We start from the raw sequence: 16,244 nt of genomic DNA on the forward strand, positions 1-16,244 counted from the left end.
CCGATGAACGCTAACTTCGCAGCCTTCCTCTATCTCGTCTCGGGCGTGCTCTTCATTACGGCGCTCCGCGGCTTGTCGCATCCGGCCACCAGCCGCAAGGGCAACACCTACGGCATGGTCGGCATGGGCATCGCCATCGTCACGACGCTGCTTCTGGCAAAGCCCACCTTCGGCGGTTTTCTGCTGATCGTGCTCGGGCTTGCCATCGGCGGCGGTGCCGGCGCGGTGATCGCGCGGCGCATCGCCATGACCTCGATGCCGCAGCTTGTCGCCGCCTTCCATTCGCTCGTCGGTCTGGCGGCGGTCATGGTCGCGGCGGCAGCGATGTATGCGCCCGAGAGCTTCGGCATCGGCGCCGTCGGCGACATCCACGCTCAGGCGCTGGTCGAAATGTCGCTCGGCGTTGCCATCGGCGCCATCACCTTCACCGGTTCGATCATCGCCTTCCTCAAGCTCGACGGACGCATGTCCGGCAAGCCGATCATGCTGACCGGCCGTCACTTCGTTAACGCAGGCCTGGCGATAGCGCTCGTCGTCCTGGTGTTCATGCTGGTCTTCACCCAGAGCACCACCGTGTTCTGGCTGATCGTCGCCCTGTCGCTGGCACTCGGCGTATTGATCATCATCCCGATCGGCGGCGCCGACATGCCGGTGGTCGTCTCGATGCTCAACTCCTATTCGGGTTGGGCCGCGGCCGGTATTGGTTTTACGCTCGGCAACCTCGCGCTGATCGTTACCGGGGCGCTCGTCGGCTCGTCCGGTGCGATCCTGTCCTACATCATGTGCAAGGGCATGAACCGGTCGTTCATCTCGGTCATCCTCGGCGGCTTCGGCGGCGAGGCGGCGGCAGCCGCCGTTGACGACGGCGTCCAGCGCACCGTCAAGCAGGGGGCAGCCGACGACGCGGCATTCCTGATGTCGAATGCCTCCAAGGTGATCATCGTTCCGGGCTACGGCATGGCCGTTGCCCAGGCACAGCATTCACTGCGCGAACTCGGCGACCAGCTGAAGGCGGCAGGCGTCGACGTGAAGTATGCGATCCATCCGGTTGCCGGCCGTATGCCTGGTCACATGAACGTGCTGCTCGCTGAAGCGAACGTTCCTTACGACGAGGTGTTCGAACTCGAAGACATCAACTCGGAGTTCGCCCAGGCGGATGTCGCCTATGTCATCGGCGCCAACGACGTGACCAACCCGGCCGCGCGCGACGACTCGTCGTCGCCGATCTACGGCATGCCGATCCTCGATGTCGACAAGGCCAAGACCTGCCTGTTCGTCAAGCGCTCGCTCGGCTCCGGCTATGCCGGCATCGACAACACGCTGTTCTACAAGGACGGCACGATGATGCTGCTCGGCGACGCCAAGAAGGTAACGGAAGACATCGTCAAGGCACTAAACCACTGAGATGGCCGCGACCAATGTTGGAATAGAAGACGCCCGCCTTATGGCGGGCGTTTTCGTTTGAGACGTAGAACCGCCGGCTGGGCAGGCACCTCACCTCATCAGCTTGCAGGGGCGAGCGTCAGTTCGTCGATGCCGATCGCGATGTTCAGCCCCTCCTGAACCTGCACGTTGACCGGCTGCAGCATGAAGGCCTTGTTGGTGCCGCCGCCGATCACCTTGGCGCCACCGCCAACGGCGAGGCTCGCATCGGCGCCGATGCCGTAATATTCACCGGCGAGCGCGTATTCGGTCATCGGGGTTCCGGTCTTGGCCAGAACATCCCAGATCATGGTGCTCTTGCCTGTTTTGCCGATGTCGATACCGATCTTGCGTATGGTGCCGGCATAGGTCGCGCCCGGCGAGCCGTTGGCCGGCTTGAAGGTGCACAACAGGTTCTTCGTCGAGGTCAGGATCATGCCCGTGCCACCGTCGGAGCCGCAGACGAGGCGGCCGAGCGCGACATAGTTCTGGGCTGCGGACGGCCCGGCGTAAAGGGCTGCCAGAGCCAGCGTCGCGATGAAGGTTTTCTTGATCATGGCTCAGTCTCCGTTTTTGGTTCCTTTGGCAAACGGATGGTGGCCGGGAAGGTTCCCGTTCGTCTCCGGACGAGCCACTGCATAGTTCCTTAAATCGGAATCGATTTAAGGAGAAAATTATGCAGCAGGTTTAAAGCGTTGCAGCGTCCTTTGCGCGTCATACCGGACGCGCTGCAATGGCCTGACGGACAAACGAAAACGCCCGCGACGTGGTCGCGGGCGTTGAAACAAGAGAGGAGCCGTTGCTTCTTACGAGGCTTTCACGCGGGCAAGGCCTGCGCGTGCCGGCTCGTACTTCGGGTCGAGCTGCAGCGCGTGTGAGTAGGACTTCGAGGCCTTGGCCTTATCGCCCTTGCGCTCATAGACCAGCGCCTGGTTGGCCCAGGATTCGGCAACCTTGCCGTCGAGCGTGATGGCGGTGTTGAAGTCGGAGAATGCATTGTCGTCATCGCCCTGGGCGACGTAGGAAATGCCGCGACCGTTGTAGGGCTCCGGCGAACTCGGCGACAGCGAGATCGCTGTCGAGAAGTCTTCGATGGCCTGGCCGTGCTGGTTGCGCGCCTGGTAGATCAGGCCGCGATTGTGGTAGGCGCGCGGGTCGGTGGTGTCGAGCTGGATCGCCTTGTTGAAGTCGTTGAAGGCGGAATCGAGCTGGCCGGCCTGGCGATAGAGATTGCCGCGGCCGATATAGGCGACGTCATAGTTGGCGTTCAACTGCAGCGCCATGTTGTAGTCGGCAAGTGCGGCCTGGGTGTTGCCCATGTTGCGGTGAACGAGCGCGCGGTTGGCAAAGGCCTGGTAGAAGCGCGGGTTGAGCTGGATCGCCTGGTCGAAATCGGCAATGGCCCGGCGGTATTCGCCGGCACGGCCATAGGCGGAGCCGCGAACGTTGTAACCTTCGGGATCGCTCGGGTTGGAGGCGATCACGCTCGACAGCGATGCGATATTTCCCTGCGAGCCCTGTTCGCGCTCGACCTTGGCCATCGATTCAGGTCCCTCGGTCTGGCATCCCGCGAGCAGCAGAGCCGATCCGAGGAGGAACATGGCCGCAAGCTTCGGCTTGCGCTGGTGGCGGCGGCGCGCCTCTTTGGTGGTGAAACCGGCGACGTCCGCAGTCATGGCAGCAAGTGTCAAAGGTCGATCCCTCAATGCGACTAGGTCCGAAAGCCATCGGCTTCCCGTTCAAGGAGGCCGGCGAAATTCGCGGGGCCCCACAGCCGAGGCTACCAGGGCCTGCGGCAAACCGTCCGGCGTCAAACGCCGCGACCGGCCACCGTTGCCGGCTGCGACTGTCACGCTAGCCCGACGACGGAAAAGATGTCCATACCAAAAGAAAGGCGGCGGCGATATTTCGCCCCCGCCACGACTTAGATCGAAAAGCGTCGAAAAATCGACAAATTAACGGGCCACGAGGCCTTCGCGCTGTGCACGCTTGCGCGCCAGCTTGCGGACGCGGCGAACGGCTTCAGCCTTTTCGCGGGCGCGCTTCTGGGACGGCTTTTCGTAGAAATCACGCATCTTCATTTCGCGGAAAATGCCTTCGCGCTGCATCTTCTTCTTGAGAGCGCGGAGCGCCTGATCAACATTGTTATCGCGGACAAGTACCTGCACGTGAATCCCGTTCCTTTGGTTGTTTAGAGTTGTCGCCTCACGTCAGGTGTCGGAGGCAAAAAAAGCTACGTTCGCTGAGCCGAAAGCTCGACGATTGAAGGTGCGGATACCAGATCGTCAGCGGAAAGTCCAGCAAGGACATGAGGCTGTGCGGAAAAAACCGCAATGGTGGCCCGGCATGTGTATCATCGCGTCGCGGATGGCGTGATGTCGCGATGTCGCAACTCCGCGCAAGTCCGCCCGTTTGCGTCGCAAAAGAAACGTTGCACGGGCGCCGGATTTGCGATTTCTAACGCCAACGAGAATGATCACCGGGGTTCATGGAGTAACAGGCGGATGCGCAAATATTCAGTTTTTGCCGTGGCGCGCGAGGCTTTGCGCGGCCACAAGGGATGGGGCCCGCAGTGGGCCTCGCCCGAGCCCCGCAAGGACTATGATGTGATCATCATCGGCGGCGGCGGCCATGGGCTGGGTGCTGCCTACTATCTTGCCAAGGAACATGGCATCACCAATGTCGCAGTGCTCGAAAAGGGCTGGATCGGCGGCGGCAACACCGGCCGCAATACCACGATCATCCGGTCCAACTATCTCTACGAAGAGAGCATGGACATCTACGAGCATTCGCTGAAGCTCTGGGAAAACCTGTCGCAGGACCTCAACTACAACGTCATGTATTCGCCGCGCGGCGTCATGATGCTCTCGCACAACATCCACGACCAGCAGTCGTTCAAGCGCCATATCAATGCCAACCGTCTCTATGGCATCGACAATGAATGGCTGACGCCGGAGCAGGCCAAGGCCTATTGCCCGCCGCTCGACATCGCCAAGAACGCCCGCTACCCGATCAATGGCGCGGCGCTGCAGCGGCGCGGCGGCACGGCCCGACATGACGCGGTTGCCTGGGGCTATGCCCGCGGCGCGTCCGATCGCGGCGTGCACATCATCCAGAATTGCGAAGTGACCGGCATCCGCCGTGACGAGAACGGCCGGGTGACCGGCGTCGATACCAATCGCGGCTTCATCGGCGCCAAGAAGATCGGCGTTTCCGCTGCCGGGCATTCGTCAGTGCTGATGGAAATGGCCGATGTGCGCGTGCCGCTGCAGAGCCAACCTCTGCAGGCGCTGGTGTCCGAGCCGCTGAAGCCGATCTTCCCCTGCGTCGTCATGTCGAACTCCGTGCATGCCTATATCTCGCAGTCCGACAAGGGCGAGTTCGTCATCGGCGCCGGCACTGACCAATACAATTCCTACTCCCAGACGGGCGGCCTGCAGATCATCACCCATACGCTGGATGCGATCTGCGAGCTCTTCCCGATGTTCCGCCGCGTCAAGATGATGCGGCAGTGGGGCGGCATCGTCGACGTCACGCAGGATCGCTCGCCGATCCAGGGCATCACGCCGGTTCCAGGCCTGTTTCTGAACGCCGGCTGGGGTACGGGCGGCTTCAAGGCGACGCCGGGCTCGGCCAACCTCTTTGCGCACCTGATCGCAAGGGGCGAACCGCATCGGCTGGCCGCCGGGCTGACGCTCGACCGCTTCCGCACCGGCCGATTGATCGACGAGGCGGCTGCCGCCGCCGTTGCGCACTGATTGCCAAGGATTTCGAGATGCTTCTGATCTATTGCCCCTATTGCGAGGAAGAGCGCTCCGAGCTCGAATTCCGCAATGCCGGTGACGCCCATATCGTCCGGCCCGCCAACATTGCCGAGATCAGCGACGAGGAGTTCGAGGAGTTTTTCTTCCTCCGTCAGAACCCCAAGGGCCTGTTCTTCGAACGCTGGCGCCATATCCATGGCTGCGGCCGGTTCTTCAACGCCGCGCGCGACACGGTGAGCGACCGGTTCTACACCACCTACAAGGCGGGCGAACCGAAGCCCGACGTTGCCGCCATTCTAAACGGCGAGCAGGACAAGGGAGCGGCACGATGAGCGCAGCCAATCGTATTGCGGGTGCCGGCCGTCTGACGCCGGCGCGTATCGCCCGCTTCACCTTCGACGGACGCACGCTGACGGCACTGGAAGGCGATACCGTCGCTTCGGCCTTGCTTGCCAATGGCATTCATCTGGTCGGCCGTTCGTTCAAGTATCACCGTCCGCGCGGCATTCTTTCCGCCGGCGCTGAAGAGCCGAACGCGCTGCTCGACGTCTCGCGTGACGCGGCCCGTCGCCAGCCGAACGTGCGCGCCACGGTGCAGGAAGTCTTCGACGGCATGAAGGTGGAATCGCAGAACCGCTGGCCGTCGCTCGCCTTCGACGTCGGTGGCTTCAACGATCTGCTGTCTCCGTTCTTTGCCGCCGGCTTCTACTATAAGACCTTCATGTGGCCGAAGGCGGCCTGGCACGCGATCTACGAACCCTTCATCCGCCGTGCGGCCGGTCTCGGTGTTGCGCCGACGGAAGCCGACCCGGATCATTATGCCAGCCGCTATGCCCATTGCGACGTGCTGGTGATCGGTGCCGGTGCTGCCGGCCTCTCCGCAGCGCTTGCAGCCGCCAAGGCCGGCGCCAAGGTGATCGTCTGCGACGAGCAGCCCGAAGTCGGCGGTGCGCTGCGCTACGAAAGCGGCACGACGATCGACGGCAAGGATGGCTGGGACTGGGCCCAGGCCGCGGCCAAGACACTTGCCGCGATGGACAATGTCACGGTGCTCACCCGCACAACGGGCTTCGGCTACTACAACCACAACTTCGTCGGCCTCGTCGAAAGAGTGACGGACCATCTGCCCGCGCTCGACAAGGCGCTGCCGCGCGAGCGGCTCTGGCAGGTACGCGCCAAGAAGGTGATTCTCGCCAACGGTTCGATCGAGCGCCACATGGTGTTTGCCAACAACGACCGTCCGGGCATCATGCTCGCCTCGGCCGGCCGTACCTACCTCAACCATTACGGCGTCGCCGTCGGCTCCAAGGTCGGCGTCTACACCGCGCACGATTCCGCCTACGAGGCCGCCTTCGATCTCAAGCGCGCCGGTGTTGCCGTTCCGGCCATCGTCGACTGCCGCGACAATCCGGGTGAAGCGGTGCTGGCGGAAGCCCGCCGCCTCGGTATCGAGGTGCTGACCGGACACTCCGTCGTCAATGCCGGCGGCAAGTTGCGGGTCAACTCGATCAGCGTTGCCCGCAACGGCGGCGGTTCGGCGCGCAAGATCGCTGTCGACGCCCTGCTGGTTTCGGCCGGCTGGACGCCGTCGGTGCATCTGTTCTCGCAGTCGCGCGGCAAGGTGAAGTTCGACGCGGCGACGCAGCGCTTCCTGCCCGGCACCTATCTGCAGGATTGCCTGTCGATCGGCGCCTGCAACGGCACCGACGACCTGCAGGCAACGATCGACGAGGCGCTGGCTGCCGGCGAACTGACCGCACGTGCTGCAGGCGCCGAGGGCGGCGCCCAGGTGACGCTCCACGGCGAAAATGCCTTCAGCTGGACCGGCGGCATGATCGGCGCTGCCGAAGGGGCGGGGCCGGACACCACCGTCAAGGCCTTCATCGACTTCCAGCACGATGTCTGCGCCAAGGATATCCGGCTTGCGGTGCGCGAAGGCATGCACTCGATCGAGCACATCAAGCGCTTCACCACCAACGGCATGGCGTCCGACCAGGGCAAGCTGTCGAACATGCACGGTCTTGCCATTGCCGCCGAAACGCTCGGCAAGGACATCCCGCAGGTGGGTCTGACGACCTTCCGCCAGCCCTATACGCCGGTGACCTTCGGCGCGATCGTCAACCACTCGCGCGGAAGCCTGTTCGATCCCGCCCGCAAGACGCCGATCCACGCCTGGGAAGAGGCGCATGGCGCCGAGTTCGAGGATGTCGGCAACTGGAAACGCGCCTGGTTCTATCCGAAGGTGGGCGAGGGCATGCATGAGGCGGTCGGGCGCGAATGCAGGACGGTGCGCGAGGTTGCCGGCCTGTTCGACGCCTCGACGCTCGGCAAGATCGAGGTGGTCGGCCCGGATGCGGCTCAGTTTCTCAACCTGATGTACACCAACGCCTGGGACACGCTGAAGCCCGGCCGCTGCCGCTACGGCATCATGCTGCGCGACGACGGCTTCGTCTATGACGACGGCGTGGTCGGCAGGCTTGCCGAGGATCGCTTCCACGTGACGACCACGACCGGCGGTGCGCCGCGCGTCATGCACCACATGGAAGACTACCTGCAGACCGAGTTCCCGCATCTGAAGGTGTGGCTGACGTCGACGACGGAACAATGGGCCGTCATTGCCGTGCAGGGTCCGAAGGCGCGCGAGATCATTGCCCCGCTTGTCGAGGGCATCGACCTCTCCAACGAGGCCTTCCCGCATATGAGCGTTGCCGAAGGCAAGATCTGCGGCGTGCCGACCCGGCTCTTCCGCATGTCGTTCACCGGCGAACTCGGCTTCGAAGTCAACGTACCTGCCGACTATGGCCAGGCGGTCTGGGAAGCGATCTGGGAGCGGGCCGAACCCATGGGCGCCTGCGCCTACGGCACCGAGACCATGCACGTGCTGCGCGCCGAGAAGGGTTACATCATCGTCGGCCAGGATACCGACGGGACGCTGACCCCTGACGATGCCAGCCTCTCCTGGGCGGTCTCGAAGAAGAAGGCCGATTTCGTCGGTATTCGCGGCCTCAAGCGCCCGGACCTCGTCAAGGACGGTCGCAAACAGCTCGTCGGGCTGCTGACCAAGGATCCGAAGGTGGTGCTGGAGGAGGGCGCACAGATCGTCGCCGATCCGAACCAGCCGAAGCCGATGACGATGCTCGGCCATGTGACGTCGTCCTACTGGTCGGAAAACTGCGGTCGCTCGATCGCATTGGCTGTCGTTGCCGGTGGACGCGCACGCCTTGGCCAGACGCTCTACGTGCCGATGGCCGACAGGACGATCGCCGTTGAGGTGAGCGACATGGTGTTCTTTGACAAGGAAGGGGGTCGCCTCCATGGCTGATCTGGCAACTGCAACCCGCAACGCCGCTCTTACGACCCGCGGCGGTTTCGCCGAGGTGGTCCTGACGCCGGCACCCGCCGCTTCGCGCCTTTCGCTGAGGGCTGGTGCCGATGCGCTGCCCGGTCTTTCGGCGGCCCTCGGCGTCACCTTGCCGACGCGGCCGAAGACCTCCGCTTTGAGCGGCAAGCGCCATGCGCTCTGGCTCGGGCCGGACGAGTGGTTGCTGATCGACGAGGGCGAGGGTGACCTGATGGCCGCGGCTGCCTCGAGCGGCACGCTGCACTCGGCCGTCGACGTGTCTCATCGCAACGTTGCCGTCATCGTCAGCGGGCCCGGTGCAGAAGTGGCCATCAACAGCGGCTGCCCGCAGGATCTGTCGCTGGCGATCTTCCCGATCGGCGCTTGCTCGCGCACGATCCTCGGCAAGGTGGAGATCGTGCTCTTGCGCATCGCCGAGGACACGTTCCGCGTTGAATGCTGGCGGTCGTTTTCCCCTTACGTCTTCGGCATGCTGTCCGAGGGTGCGGCGGACGCCGGCCACTGAGCTTTTCCAGGAAAAGCGCGAAGCGGTTTTCCGTCAGGAAATGCGTAAAACAAAGAAATAGAGCGTTTCCACGACACCGTTTAGGATGGAAACGCTCTCACGCCGACGATTTCCCGCGCGTGCTTGCGGATCCGCAATGCCTGTGGCCAAGCCCACGATGTGACCTTGCCGCCGGAGTTCTCCGGCGGCTAAGCTGTCCCCTGACGCAAGCGGGAGGATAGTTTGAAAACACGTGCAGCAGTGCTGAGGCACGCGCCTGTCGAGCGGCCCTATGCCAGGTCGCGGCCACTCTCGATCGAGATCGTTGACCTCGACCCACCGGGACCCGACGAACTGCTGGTGCGCATCGGCGCTGCCGGTCTCTGCCATTCCGATCTTTCGGTGATCAACGGCGACAGGCCACGGCCTGTGCCGATGGCGCTCGGTCATGAGGCGGCAGGCACGGTCGAGGCGGTCGGCAGCGCGGTGCGCGACCTCAAGCCCGGCGATCGGGTGGTGATGAGCTTCATGCCGAGCTGCGGCCACTGCCTGCCGTGTGCGGAAGGGCGCCCGGCGCTCTGCATCCCGGGGGCGGAGGCCAATGGCAAGGGCACGCTGCTCTCCGGCGCTCGCCGGATCCACTGCGACGCCGTTCCGGTTCACCATCATCTCGGCGTTTCCGGCTTTGCCGACTATGCGGTGGTGTCGCGCCATTCGGCCGTCAAGGTGGAAGGTGATCTGCCGCTGGTCGAGGCGGCGCTCTTCGGTTGTGCGGTGCTGACGGGCGTCGGGGCGATCGTCAATACCTGCCGTGTTCAGGCGGGCCAGTCGGTTGTCGTCGTCGGTCTCGGTGGCGTCGGGCTTGCCGCCGTGCTCGGAGCGGTCGCGTCGGGCGCGGAGCGGGTGGTCGCGATCGATCTCTCCGAGGACAAGCTGGCACTGGCACGTTCCCTTGGCGCGACCGACACCTTTGTCGCCACCGATCCTGACGTGGGGGATGCGATCCGCGAGGCGACCGGCGGCGGCGTCGATCATGCGCTGGAGGCGGCCGGTTCGGTCAAGGCGTTCGAGCTTGCCTATCGCGTCACTCGACGCGGCGGGGCGACCGCATCGGCCGGCCTTGCGCATCCTTCGAGCCAGTTTGCCATTCCGGCGGTCAGCCTGGTCGCCGAGGAGCGCACGCTTCGCGGCAGCTACATGGGAAGTTGCGTGCCGAGCCGCGACATTCCGCGCTTCATCGGGCTTTATCGACGCGGCAAGCTGCCGGTCGACAGGCTGTTGTCGGGCACCGGTCCGCTTGAGGAGATCAACGCGGCGTTCGACCTCCTGGACCAGGGCAAGGTCATCCGGCACGTGATCACGTTCTGACCAGATCCTGAACGTCGAGATGCGGCGGTCAAGCCGCGGCGGTGTCGAACAGGCACCGCATCTCAACGACGCGATCACACATTCTGCCAGCAGGCCGCGCTCGATCGGTTCAGGATTTCGGCTGGTCGCCAAATGCGCCGCGCACGCCCTGTTCGCTTGCCTCTCCCTCAGGCATCGGCAGGGCGGTCCTTGGGATCGAACTGGATGATCGTCTGCCAGGTGGCTGTCAGCGCCGGCTTGCGCTCGCCCTCGATTTCGACGGTGACATCATAGGTGATCATCAGCATGCTGCTGCCGCGGAAGCGCGCATCTGCCATGGTGAAGTGTCCGCGCACGCGGGCGCCGCTCTTTACCGGGGCGATGAAGCGCACCTTCTCGAACCCGTAATTGATGCCCATCGTCTGTTCGCGGATCTTCGGCAGGCAGCTGTAGTTCATCGCCGACAGCAGCGACAGCGACAGGAAGCCATGGGCGATCGTGCCGCCGAACGGCGTTTCGGCGGCGGCGCGCACCGGGTCGACATGGATATACTGATAGTCGCCGGTTGCCTCGGCGAACTTGTCGATCGTTTCCTGCGTGACCGAGATCCAGTCGGAGACGCCGATCTCGGTGCCGACCAGCGGCCTGATTTCGGAAAGTGAAATATCCTTCAGCATATGGCTGTCCTGAAAGTGGCCCCCCGACGAATCTATAGGACGGTCGGGTGAGTTCTAGCAAGTGGTCGGAATAGTTCAGAAATTTTCGACGAAGAAGGAAACGGAGCGGGCAGGCACGAAGGTCGGCGGGGGCTTATCGAAAAGCGCATCCTGCCAGCGGCCGTCGAGGCTTTCGGGCAGATGGATCGGGTGCGGCGCGTGGCTGCGATTGACGACGACGGCAAGCCGCGTCGGCCGCTTTTTCTTGCCGTCTCGGGTGGCAAGCACCATCATCAGGTTGTCCGTTGCCGGATGTTCCCAATCCACCACCGCCATCGGGCGGCCATCGAGGCGCAGCCATTCGACATCACCCTTGCCGGTGAAGAAGGCAGTCTCGCCGAAGACGCCGAAGCGCTTTCTCAGCGCTGAAAGCGCTGCCGCATGGGCGACCAGCGCCTCGTCCATCGCGCTCCAGTCGATCCAGGTGGTGTCATTATCCTGGCAATAGGCATTGTTGTTGCCGCGTTGCGTGCGCCCACCCTCGTCACCGGCGGTCAGCATGATCGTGCCGCGGGAGGCAAACAGCGTGCCGAGCAAGGCCATGACATCATGCCGGCGCGCGGCCGTAATCTCGGGATCGGCCGTCGCGCCCTCGGCGCCGTTGTTCCACGAGTGGTTTTCGTTGTGGCCGTCGCGGTTTTCCTCGCCGTTCGCTTCGTTGTGCTTGCCGGCATAGGCAACGATGTCGGCAAGGGTAAAGCCGTCATGGGCGGCGATGAAGTTGACCGTTCGGGTACCGGCGTCGCCCCAGCGGGAGAACGTATCGGAAGAGCCCGCAAGAGCGGTCGCAAGCGCACCGATCACATGCCGGTCGCCGCGCCAGTAGAGCCTGACGTCGTCGCGTGCCCGGTCGTTCCATTCGAGAAATGGAGCGGGAAAATTGCCGAGTTGGTAGCCGCCGGGGCCGACATCCCAGGGCTCGGCGATCAGCACGCGATCGGCAAGGACCGGATCGGCATGGATCGCCTCAAACAGGGGCGCGTCGCGATGGAAACCGCCCATGTCACGGCCGAGGATCGAGGCAAGGTCGAAGCGGAAACCGTCGACGCCGGCCGCCTGTACGAAGTGGCGCAGGCTGTCGAAGATCAGCGTCTGGACGACAGGATGGTCGCAGGCGATCGTGTTGCCGCAGCCGGTGTCGTTGATGAGGTCGCCCGGCCTCTCGGTGACGTGACGGTAATAGGCGAGGTTGTCGAGTCCCCGCATCGACAGCGTCGTGCCGAGCCGATCGCTTTCGCCGGAATGGTTGAAGACCAGATCGAGGATGACGCCGATGCCCGCCTTGCGCAGCGCCTCGACTGTCTGGCGCAATTCGCTAATCCCGCCGGGCACAAGCCGCGGATCAAGTGCCATGGGGGTGATCGGATTGTAACCCCAGCCATTGTTGAGCCCGAGCGGCGGCAGGTGACGCTCGTCGATCCAGGCGACGATCGGCATCAGTTCGACGGCGGAAACGCCAAGGCGCTGCAGATGATCGATGACGACAGGCTCGGCGAGCGCTGCGACCGTGCCGCGTTTTGCCTCCGGAATACCTTGATGCAGCATGGTGAAAGGTTTGACCGCGATCTCGTAGATGAGACCGCCCGCTCTAAAGATCGGCGGCTTCGGCTTGGCCGTCTTGACGTCGGTGACGATCGCCTTCGGCACGAGATCGGCGGTGTCCTCGCCGAAGATGGTCAACCTCGGATCGTGCCGGAACGGCCGGTCGAGTTCGATGGCGTAGGGATCGACGAGCAGTTTCGACGGATCGAACCAGAGGCCGTGATCGGGCGAATAGACGCCATCGGCGCGAAAACCGTAACGGGTTCCCTTCGGCGCATCGGCAACCACCAGGCTGTGCACGTCGCCGTCGCGTACCATCGGCAGCTGGCGCAAGGCCTTGGCGCCCGCCTGGTCGAACAGGCAGAGGTCGATGCGTGCGGCATTGCGCGACCAGACGGCAAAGCGCGTGCCTTCCGGGGTTAACGTGGCGCCGAGGGGTGGCAGTCCGGCGGTCGGCATCAATCAGGCACCCCTCGGTTTTCTTGCAGTGTCAGGTCTTCGAGCGCCCCCGATGAGGCGCTCCGGCTCCGTCAGGTGATCACGCTCGGCTCGGTGCGGCCGGTGCGGGTCTTGATGCCGGCGATCTCGTCGGCAACAGTGATCAGGTCGGCGAGCGCCTCCTGGGTGTCGATATCGTGGCGGGCCTGATCCGGCTCGAAGCGCTCGATATAGACGCGCAGCGTCGCACCCGAGGTGCCGGTGCCGGACAGGCGGAAAACGACGCGCGATCCGCCTTCGAACAGGATGCGGATACCCTGGTTCTTGCTGACGGAATGGTCGACCGGATCGTGGTAGGAGAAGTCGTCGGCGGTCGCGACCTTGAGCGCGCCGAAAGATTTCCCGGGCAGGGTCGCGAGCTGGTCGCGAAGTGCTGCCACCAGGCCGTTGGCGGCATCGGAATCCACTTCTTCGTAGTCGTGGCGCGAATAGTAGTTGCGGCCGTAGGTTGCCCAGTGCTTGCGGGCGATGTCGAGCGCGCTTTCCTTGCGCACGGCAAGGATGTTGAGCCACAGCAGGACTGCCCAGAGACCGTCCTTTTCGCGCACGTGGTTGGAGCCGGTGCCCGCACTTTCCTCGCCGCAGATCGTCGCCATACCCTCATCGAGCAGATTGCCGAAAAACTTCCAGCCGGTCGGCGTCTCATAAATGCCGATGCCGAGCTTCTCGGCGACCCGGTCGGCCGCACCGCTTGTTGGCATCGAACGGGCGATGCCGGCAAGCCCCTTGGCGTAGCCCGGCGCCAGATGCGCATTGGCCGCCAGCATCGCCAGGCTGTCGGACGGGGTAATGAAGATGCCGCGGCCGATGACGAGGTTGCGGTCGCCGTCACCGTCGGAGGCGGCGCCGAAATCGGGCGCGTCGGGCGCCATCATCGTCTCGTAGAGCGCGCGGGCGTGCACGAGGTTCGGGTCGGGATGATGGCCGCCGAAATCCGGCAGCGGGATGAAGTTCATGACCGAGCCCTTCGGCGCGCCCAGACGCTTCTCGATGATCTCCTTGGCGTAAGGCCCGGTGACGGCGCTCATCGCATCGAAGACGACGCGGAAGCCGCCCGAGAGCAGCTTGCGGATGGCGGCGAAGTCGAACAGGCTTTCCATCAGTTCGGCATAATCTGACACCGGGTCGATGACCGTAACGGTCATGCCGTCGATCTGCTGCGAGCCTTCGGCATCGAGATTGACGTCGGCGACATTGGAAATCTTGTAGGTGTCGATCACCTGGCTGCGGGCATAGATCGCGTCGGTGACCTTCTCCGGTGCCGGGCCGCCATTGCCGATATTGTACTTGATGCCGAAGTCCTCGGTCGGGCCACCGGGATTGTGGCTGGCCGAGAGCACGATGCCGCCGAAGGCCTCGTATTTGCGGATGACGTTGGAGGCGGCGGGCGTCGACAGAATGCCGCCGCGGCCGACGAGCACGCGGCCGAAGCCGTTGGCGGCGGCCATCTTGATGGCGATCTGGATGACTTCGCGGTTGTAGAAGCGGCCATCGCCGCCGATCACCAGGGTCTGGCCGGCAAAGCCTTCCAGCGCGTCGAAGATCGACTGGATGAAGTTCTCGGCGTAGTTCTTCTGCTGGAACACCGGAACCTTCTTGCGCAGGCCCGACGTGCCGGGCTTCTGGTCGCCATAGGGTGTGGTGGTGACTGTTCTTATCATTCTGACTTAGCCTTTCCCGAGAAGACCGGAATATAGAGAGACGTAGCGCTCGGCACTTCTGGCCCAGGAAACGTCCGATTTCATGCCCTGGGTCTGCAGACGCGCCCAGACTTTCGGTTCGTTGTATGCACGGAAGACGCGCCTGATCGCAAGACGCAACCCGTCGGCGTTGACCGGCGTGAACTGGAAGCCGGTCGCCACCTTGGCAGACAGCCCGGCTTCGTTCGCGTCGATGATGGTGTCGGCAAGGCCGCCGGTGCGCGCGACCACTGGCACGCAGCCGTAGCGCAGGCCATAGAGCTGGGTCAGCCCGCAGGGCTCGAAGCGCGACGGAATGAGGATCGCGTCCGATCCGGCCTGCATCAGGTGCGACAGCGGTTCGTTGTAGCCGGTGACCATGCCGACATGGCCGCGATGGCGCGAGGCGGCGGCGAGAAGCGCGCCTTCGAGCGCCGTGTCGCCGGAGCCGAGAACGATGAGCTTGCCGCCCATCGCCACGATCTCGTCGGTGACTTCGGCAAGCAGATCCATGCCCTTCTGCCAGGTCAGCCGGCTGATGACGCAGAAGATCGGGCCATTGCCCTGTTCCAGCCCGAAACGCTCTTCGAGCGCGCGCCGGTTGGCGGCGCGCTGCTTCAATGTCGTCGCGCTGAAATGCTGGGCGATCAGCGGGTCGCTCGCCGGATTCCAGACGTCGGCGTCGATGCCGTTGACGATGCCGACGAGGTCGGAAAGCCTGCTTTTGAGCAGGCCCTCGAGGCCCATGCCGAATTCCGGCGTCAGGATCTCCTGCGCATAGGACGGGCTGACGGTGGTGATCGCGCTTGCCGTCTGAAGGCCGCCTTTGAGGAAGCCGACATCGCCGTAATATTCGACGAACTGCATCGAGAAGGCTTCGGGCGGAAGTGCCAGCTCGGCGAAGACCTCCGGCCCGAACTGCCCCTGGAAGGCGATGTTGTGGATCGTCATCACCGTCGGCGTCGAGGCGGCGCGGCCGAAACGCATATAGACCGGCGTCAGCGCCGTCTGCCAGTCGTGCACATGAACGATATCGGGCTTCCAGCCGGACACGACATCGCCGGCGGCGATTTCGGCCGCGGCCAGAGACAGGGCCGCGAAGCGGCGGAAGTTGTCGACATAGTCGCGGCCGGTGGCGTCGACATAGGGGCCGCCGTCGCGCTCGTAGAGAACAGGCAGATCGAGCACCAGCAGATCGAGCCCGTCGACATCGGCTGCGAGAACCGAGGCCGGGCTTCCGAACAGGTCGGCAAAGCTGCCGACCTTCTTTTTCTTCTTCAGCTTCTGCAGCACCGCGGGATAGCCGGGCACCAAGGTGCGGGTACGGATACCGTGCGGCGACAGTGCTGCCGGCAGGGCGCCGACGACGTCGGCAAGCCCCCCGGTCTTGACCAGCGGATACACTTCTGACGCAACGGAGAGGATGTTCAT

13 protein-coding genes are annotated in these 16,244 nt (G+C 64.0%); 6 read left to right on the forward strand and 7 right to left on the reverse strand.

Going from position 1 to position 16,244, the window contains the following annotated elements; genetic code table 11:
- The first annotated feature begins 3 nt into the window (after window positions 1–3).
- A complete protein-coding gene (locus AC244_RS14625) occupies window positions 4–1,404 on the forward strand; it encodes an NAD(P)(+) transhydrogenase (Re/Si-specific) subunit beta (protein WP_053249561.1) in 1,401 nt (466 codons plus the stop codon).
- Between the two features lie 98 nt (window positions 1,405–1,502).
- Here the strand turns inward: AC244_RS14625 and AC244_RS14630 are convergent, their stop codons facing one another.
- The 3 genes from AC244_RS14630 to rpsU all read right to left on the reverse strand — a co-directional run bounded on the left by AC244_RS14630 (window position 1,503) and on the right by rpsU (window position 3,590).
- Window positions 1,503–1,979 carry a DUF992 domain-containing protein gene (locus AC244_RS14630; RefSeq protein WP_053249562.1) on the reverse strand — a complete coding sequence of 159 codons (477 nt, stop codon included), beginning with the start codon at window positions 1,977–1,979 and terminating at the stop codon, window positions 1,503–1,505.
- Window positions 1,980–2,228: 249 nt separating this feature from the next.
- Window positions 2,229–3,113 (reverse strand): tetratricopeptide repeat protein, encoded by an 885-nt coding sequence (locus AC244_RS14635; protein ID WP_082366857.1) that lies wholly within the window; start codon window positions 3,111–3,113, stop codon window positions 2,229–2,231.
- A 264-nt stretch (window positions 3,114–3,377) separates the two neighbouring features.
- Entirely contained in the window at window positions 3,378–3,590 is a 213-nt protein-coding gene (gene rpsU, locus AC244_RS14640; protein WP_025424858.1) for a 30S ribosomal protein S21, read from the reverse strand.
- Window positions 3,591–3,926: 336 nt separating this feature from the next.
- Between rpsU and AC244_RS14645 the strand changes: the two genes are divergently transcribed.
- The 5 genes from AC244_RS14645 (at window position 3,927) to AC244_RS14665 (ending at window position 10,399) form a co-directional block, all read left to right on the forward strand.
- The gene (locus AC244_RS14645; RefSeq protein WP_053249564.1) at window positions 3,927–5,180 is read left to right on the forward strand and encodes a sarcosine oxidase subunit beta family protein; all 1,254 of its coding nucleotides are present in this window, start codon (window positions 3,927–3,929) and stop codon (window positions 5,178–5,180) included.
- Window positions 5,181–5,197: 17 nt separating this feature from the next.
- Window positions 5,198–5,518 (forward strand): sarcosine oxidase subunit delta, encoded by a 321-nt coding sequence (locus AC244_RS14650; RefSeq protein WP_053249565.1) that lies wholly within the window; start codon window positions 5,198–5,200, stop codon window positions 5,516–5,518.
- Window positions 5,515–8,508, forward strand: a complete 2,994-nt coding sequence (locus AC244_RS14655) for a sarcosine oxidase subunit alpha (RefSeq protein ID WP_053249566.1) — start codon at window positions 5,515–5,517, stop codon at window positions 8,506–8,508. The genes AC244_RS14650 and AC244_RS14655 overlap by 4 nt, the downstream gene beginning before the upstream one ends.
- On the forward strand, window positions 8,501–9,052 hold the full coding sequence (soxG, locus tag AC244_RS14660) for a sarcosine oxidase subunit gamma family protein (protein WP_053249567.1): 552 nt from the start codon (window positions 8,501–8,503) through the stop codon (window positions 9,050–9,052). The genes AC244_RS14655 and soxG overlap by 8 nt, the downstream gene beginning before the upstream one ends.
- Before the next feature lie 222 nt (window positions 9,053–9,274).
- Window positions 9,275–10,399, forward strand: coding sequence for a zinc-dependent alcohol dehydrogenase family protein (locus tag AC244_RS14665; RefSeq protein WP_053249568.1), 1,125 nt, complete (start codon window positions 9,275–9,277; stop codon window positions 10,397–10,399).
- Window positions 10,400–10,566: 167 nt separating this feature from the next.
- On the opposite strand, the gene AC244_RS14670 is transcribed toward AC244_RS14665, so the two are convergent.
- From AC244_RS14670 to glgA, 4 genes are all read right to left on the reverse strand, one after another.
- Window positions 10,567–11,055 (reverse strand): MaoC family dehydratase, encoded by a 489-nt coding sequence (locus AC244_RS14670; RefSeq protein ID WP_053249569.1) that lies wholly within the window; start codon window positions 11,053–11,055, stop codon window positions 10,567–10,569.
- A 75-nt stretch (window positions 11,056–11,130) separates the two neighbouring features.
- Entirely contained in the window at window positions 11,131–13,095 is a 1,965-nt protein-coding gene (gene glgX, locus AC244_RS14675) for a glycogen debranching protein GlgX (protein ID WP_053249570.1), read from the reverse strand.
- A gap of 71 nt (window positions 13,096–13,166) precedes the next feature.
- On the reverse strand, window positions 13,167–14,795 hold the full coding sequence (locus tag AC244_RS14680) for an alpha-D-glucose phosphate-specific phosphoglucomutase (protein WP_053249571.1): 1,629 nt from the start codon (window positions 14,793–14,795) through the stop codon (window positions 13,167–13,169).
- A 6-nt stretch (window positions 14,796–14,801) separates the two neighbouring features.
- Complete coding sequence (glgA, locus tag AC244_RS14685; protein ID WP_053249572.1) at window positions 14,802–16,244, reverse strand: glycogen synthase GlgA; 1,443 nt, start codon at window positions 16,242–16,244, stop codon at window positions 14,802–14,804.

The sequence above is a fragment of the Ensifer adhaerens genome (assembly GCF_001270265.1).
Classification (GTDB): Bacteria; Pseudomonadota; Alphaproteobacteria; order Rhizobiales; family Rhizobiaceae; genus Ensifer; species Ensifer adhaerens_B.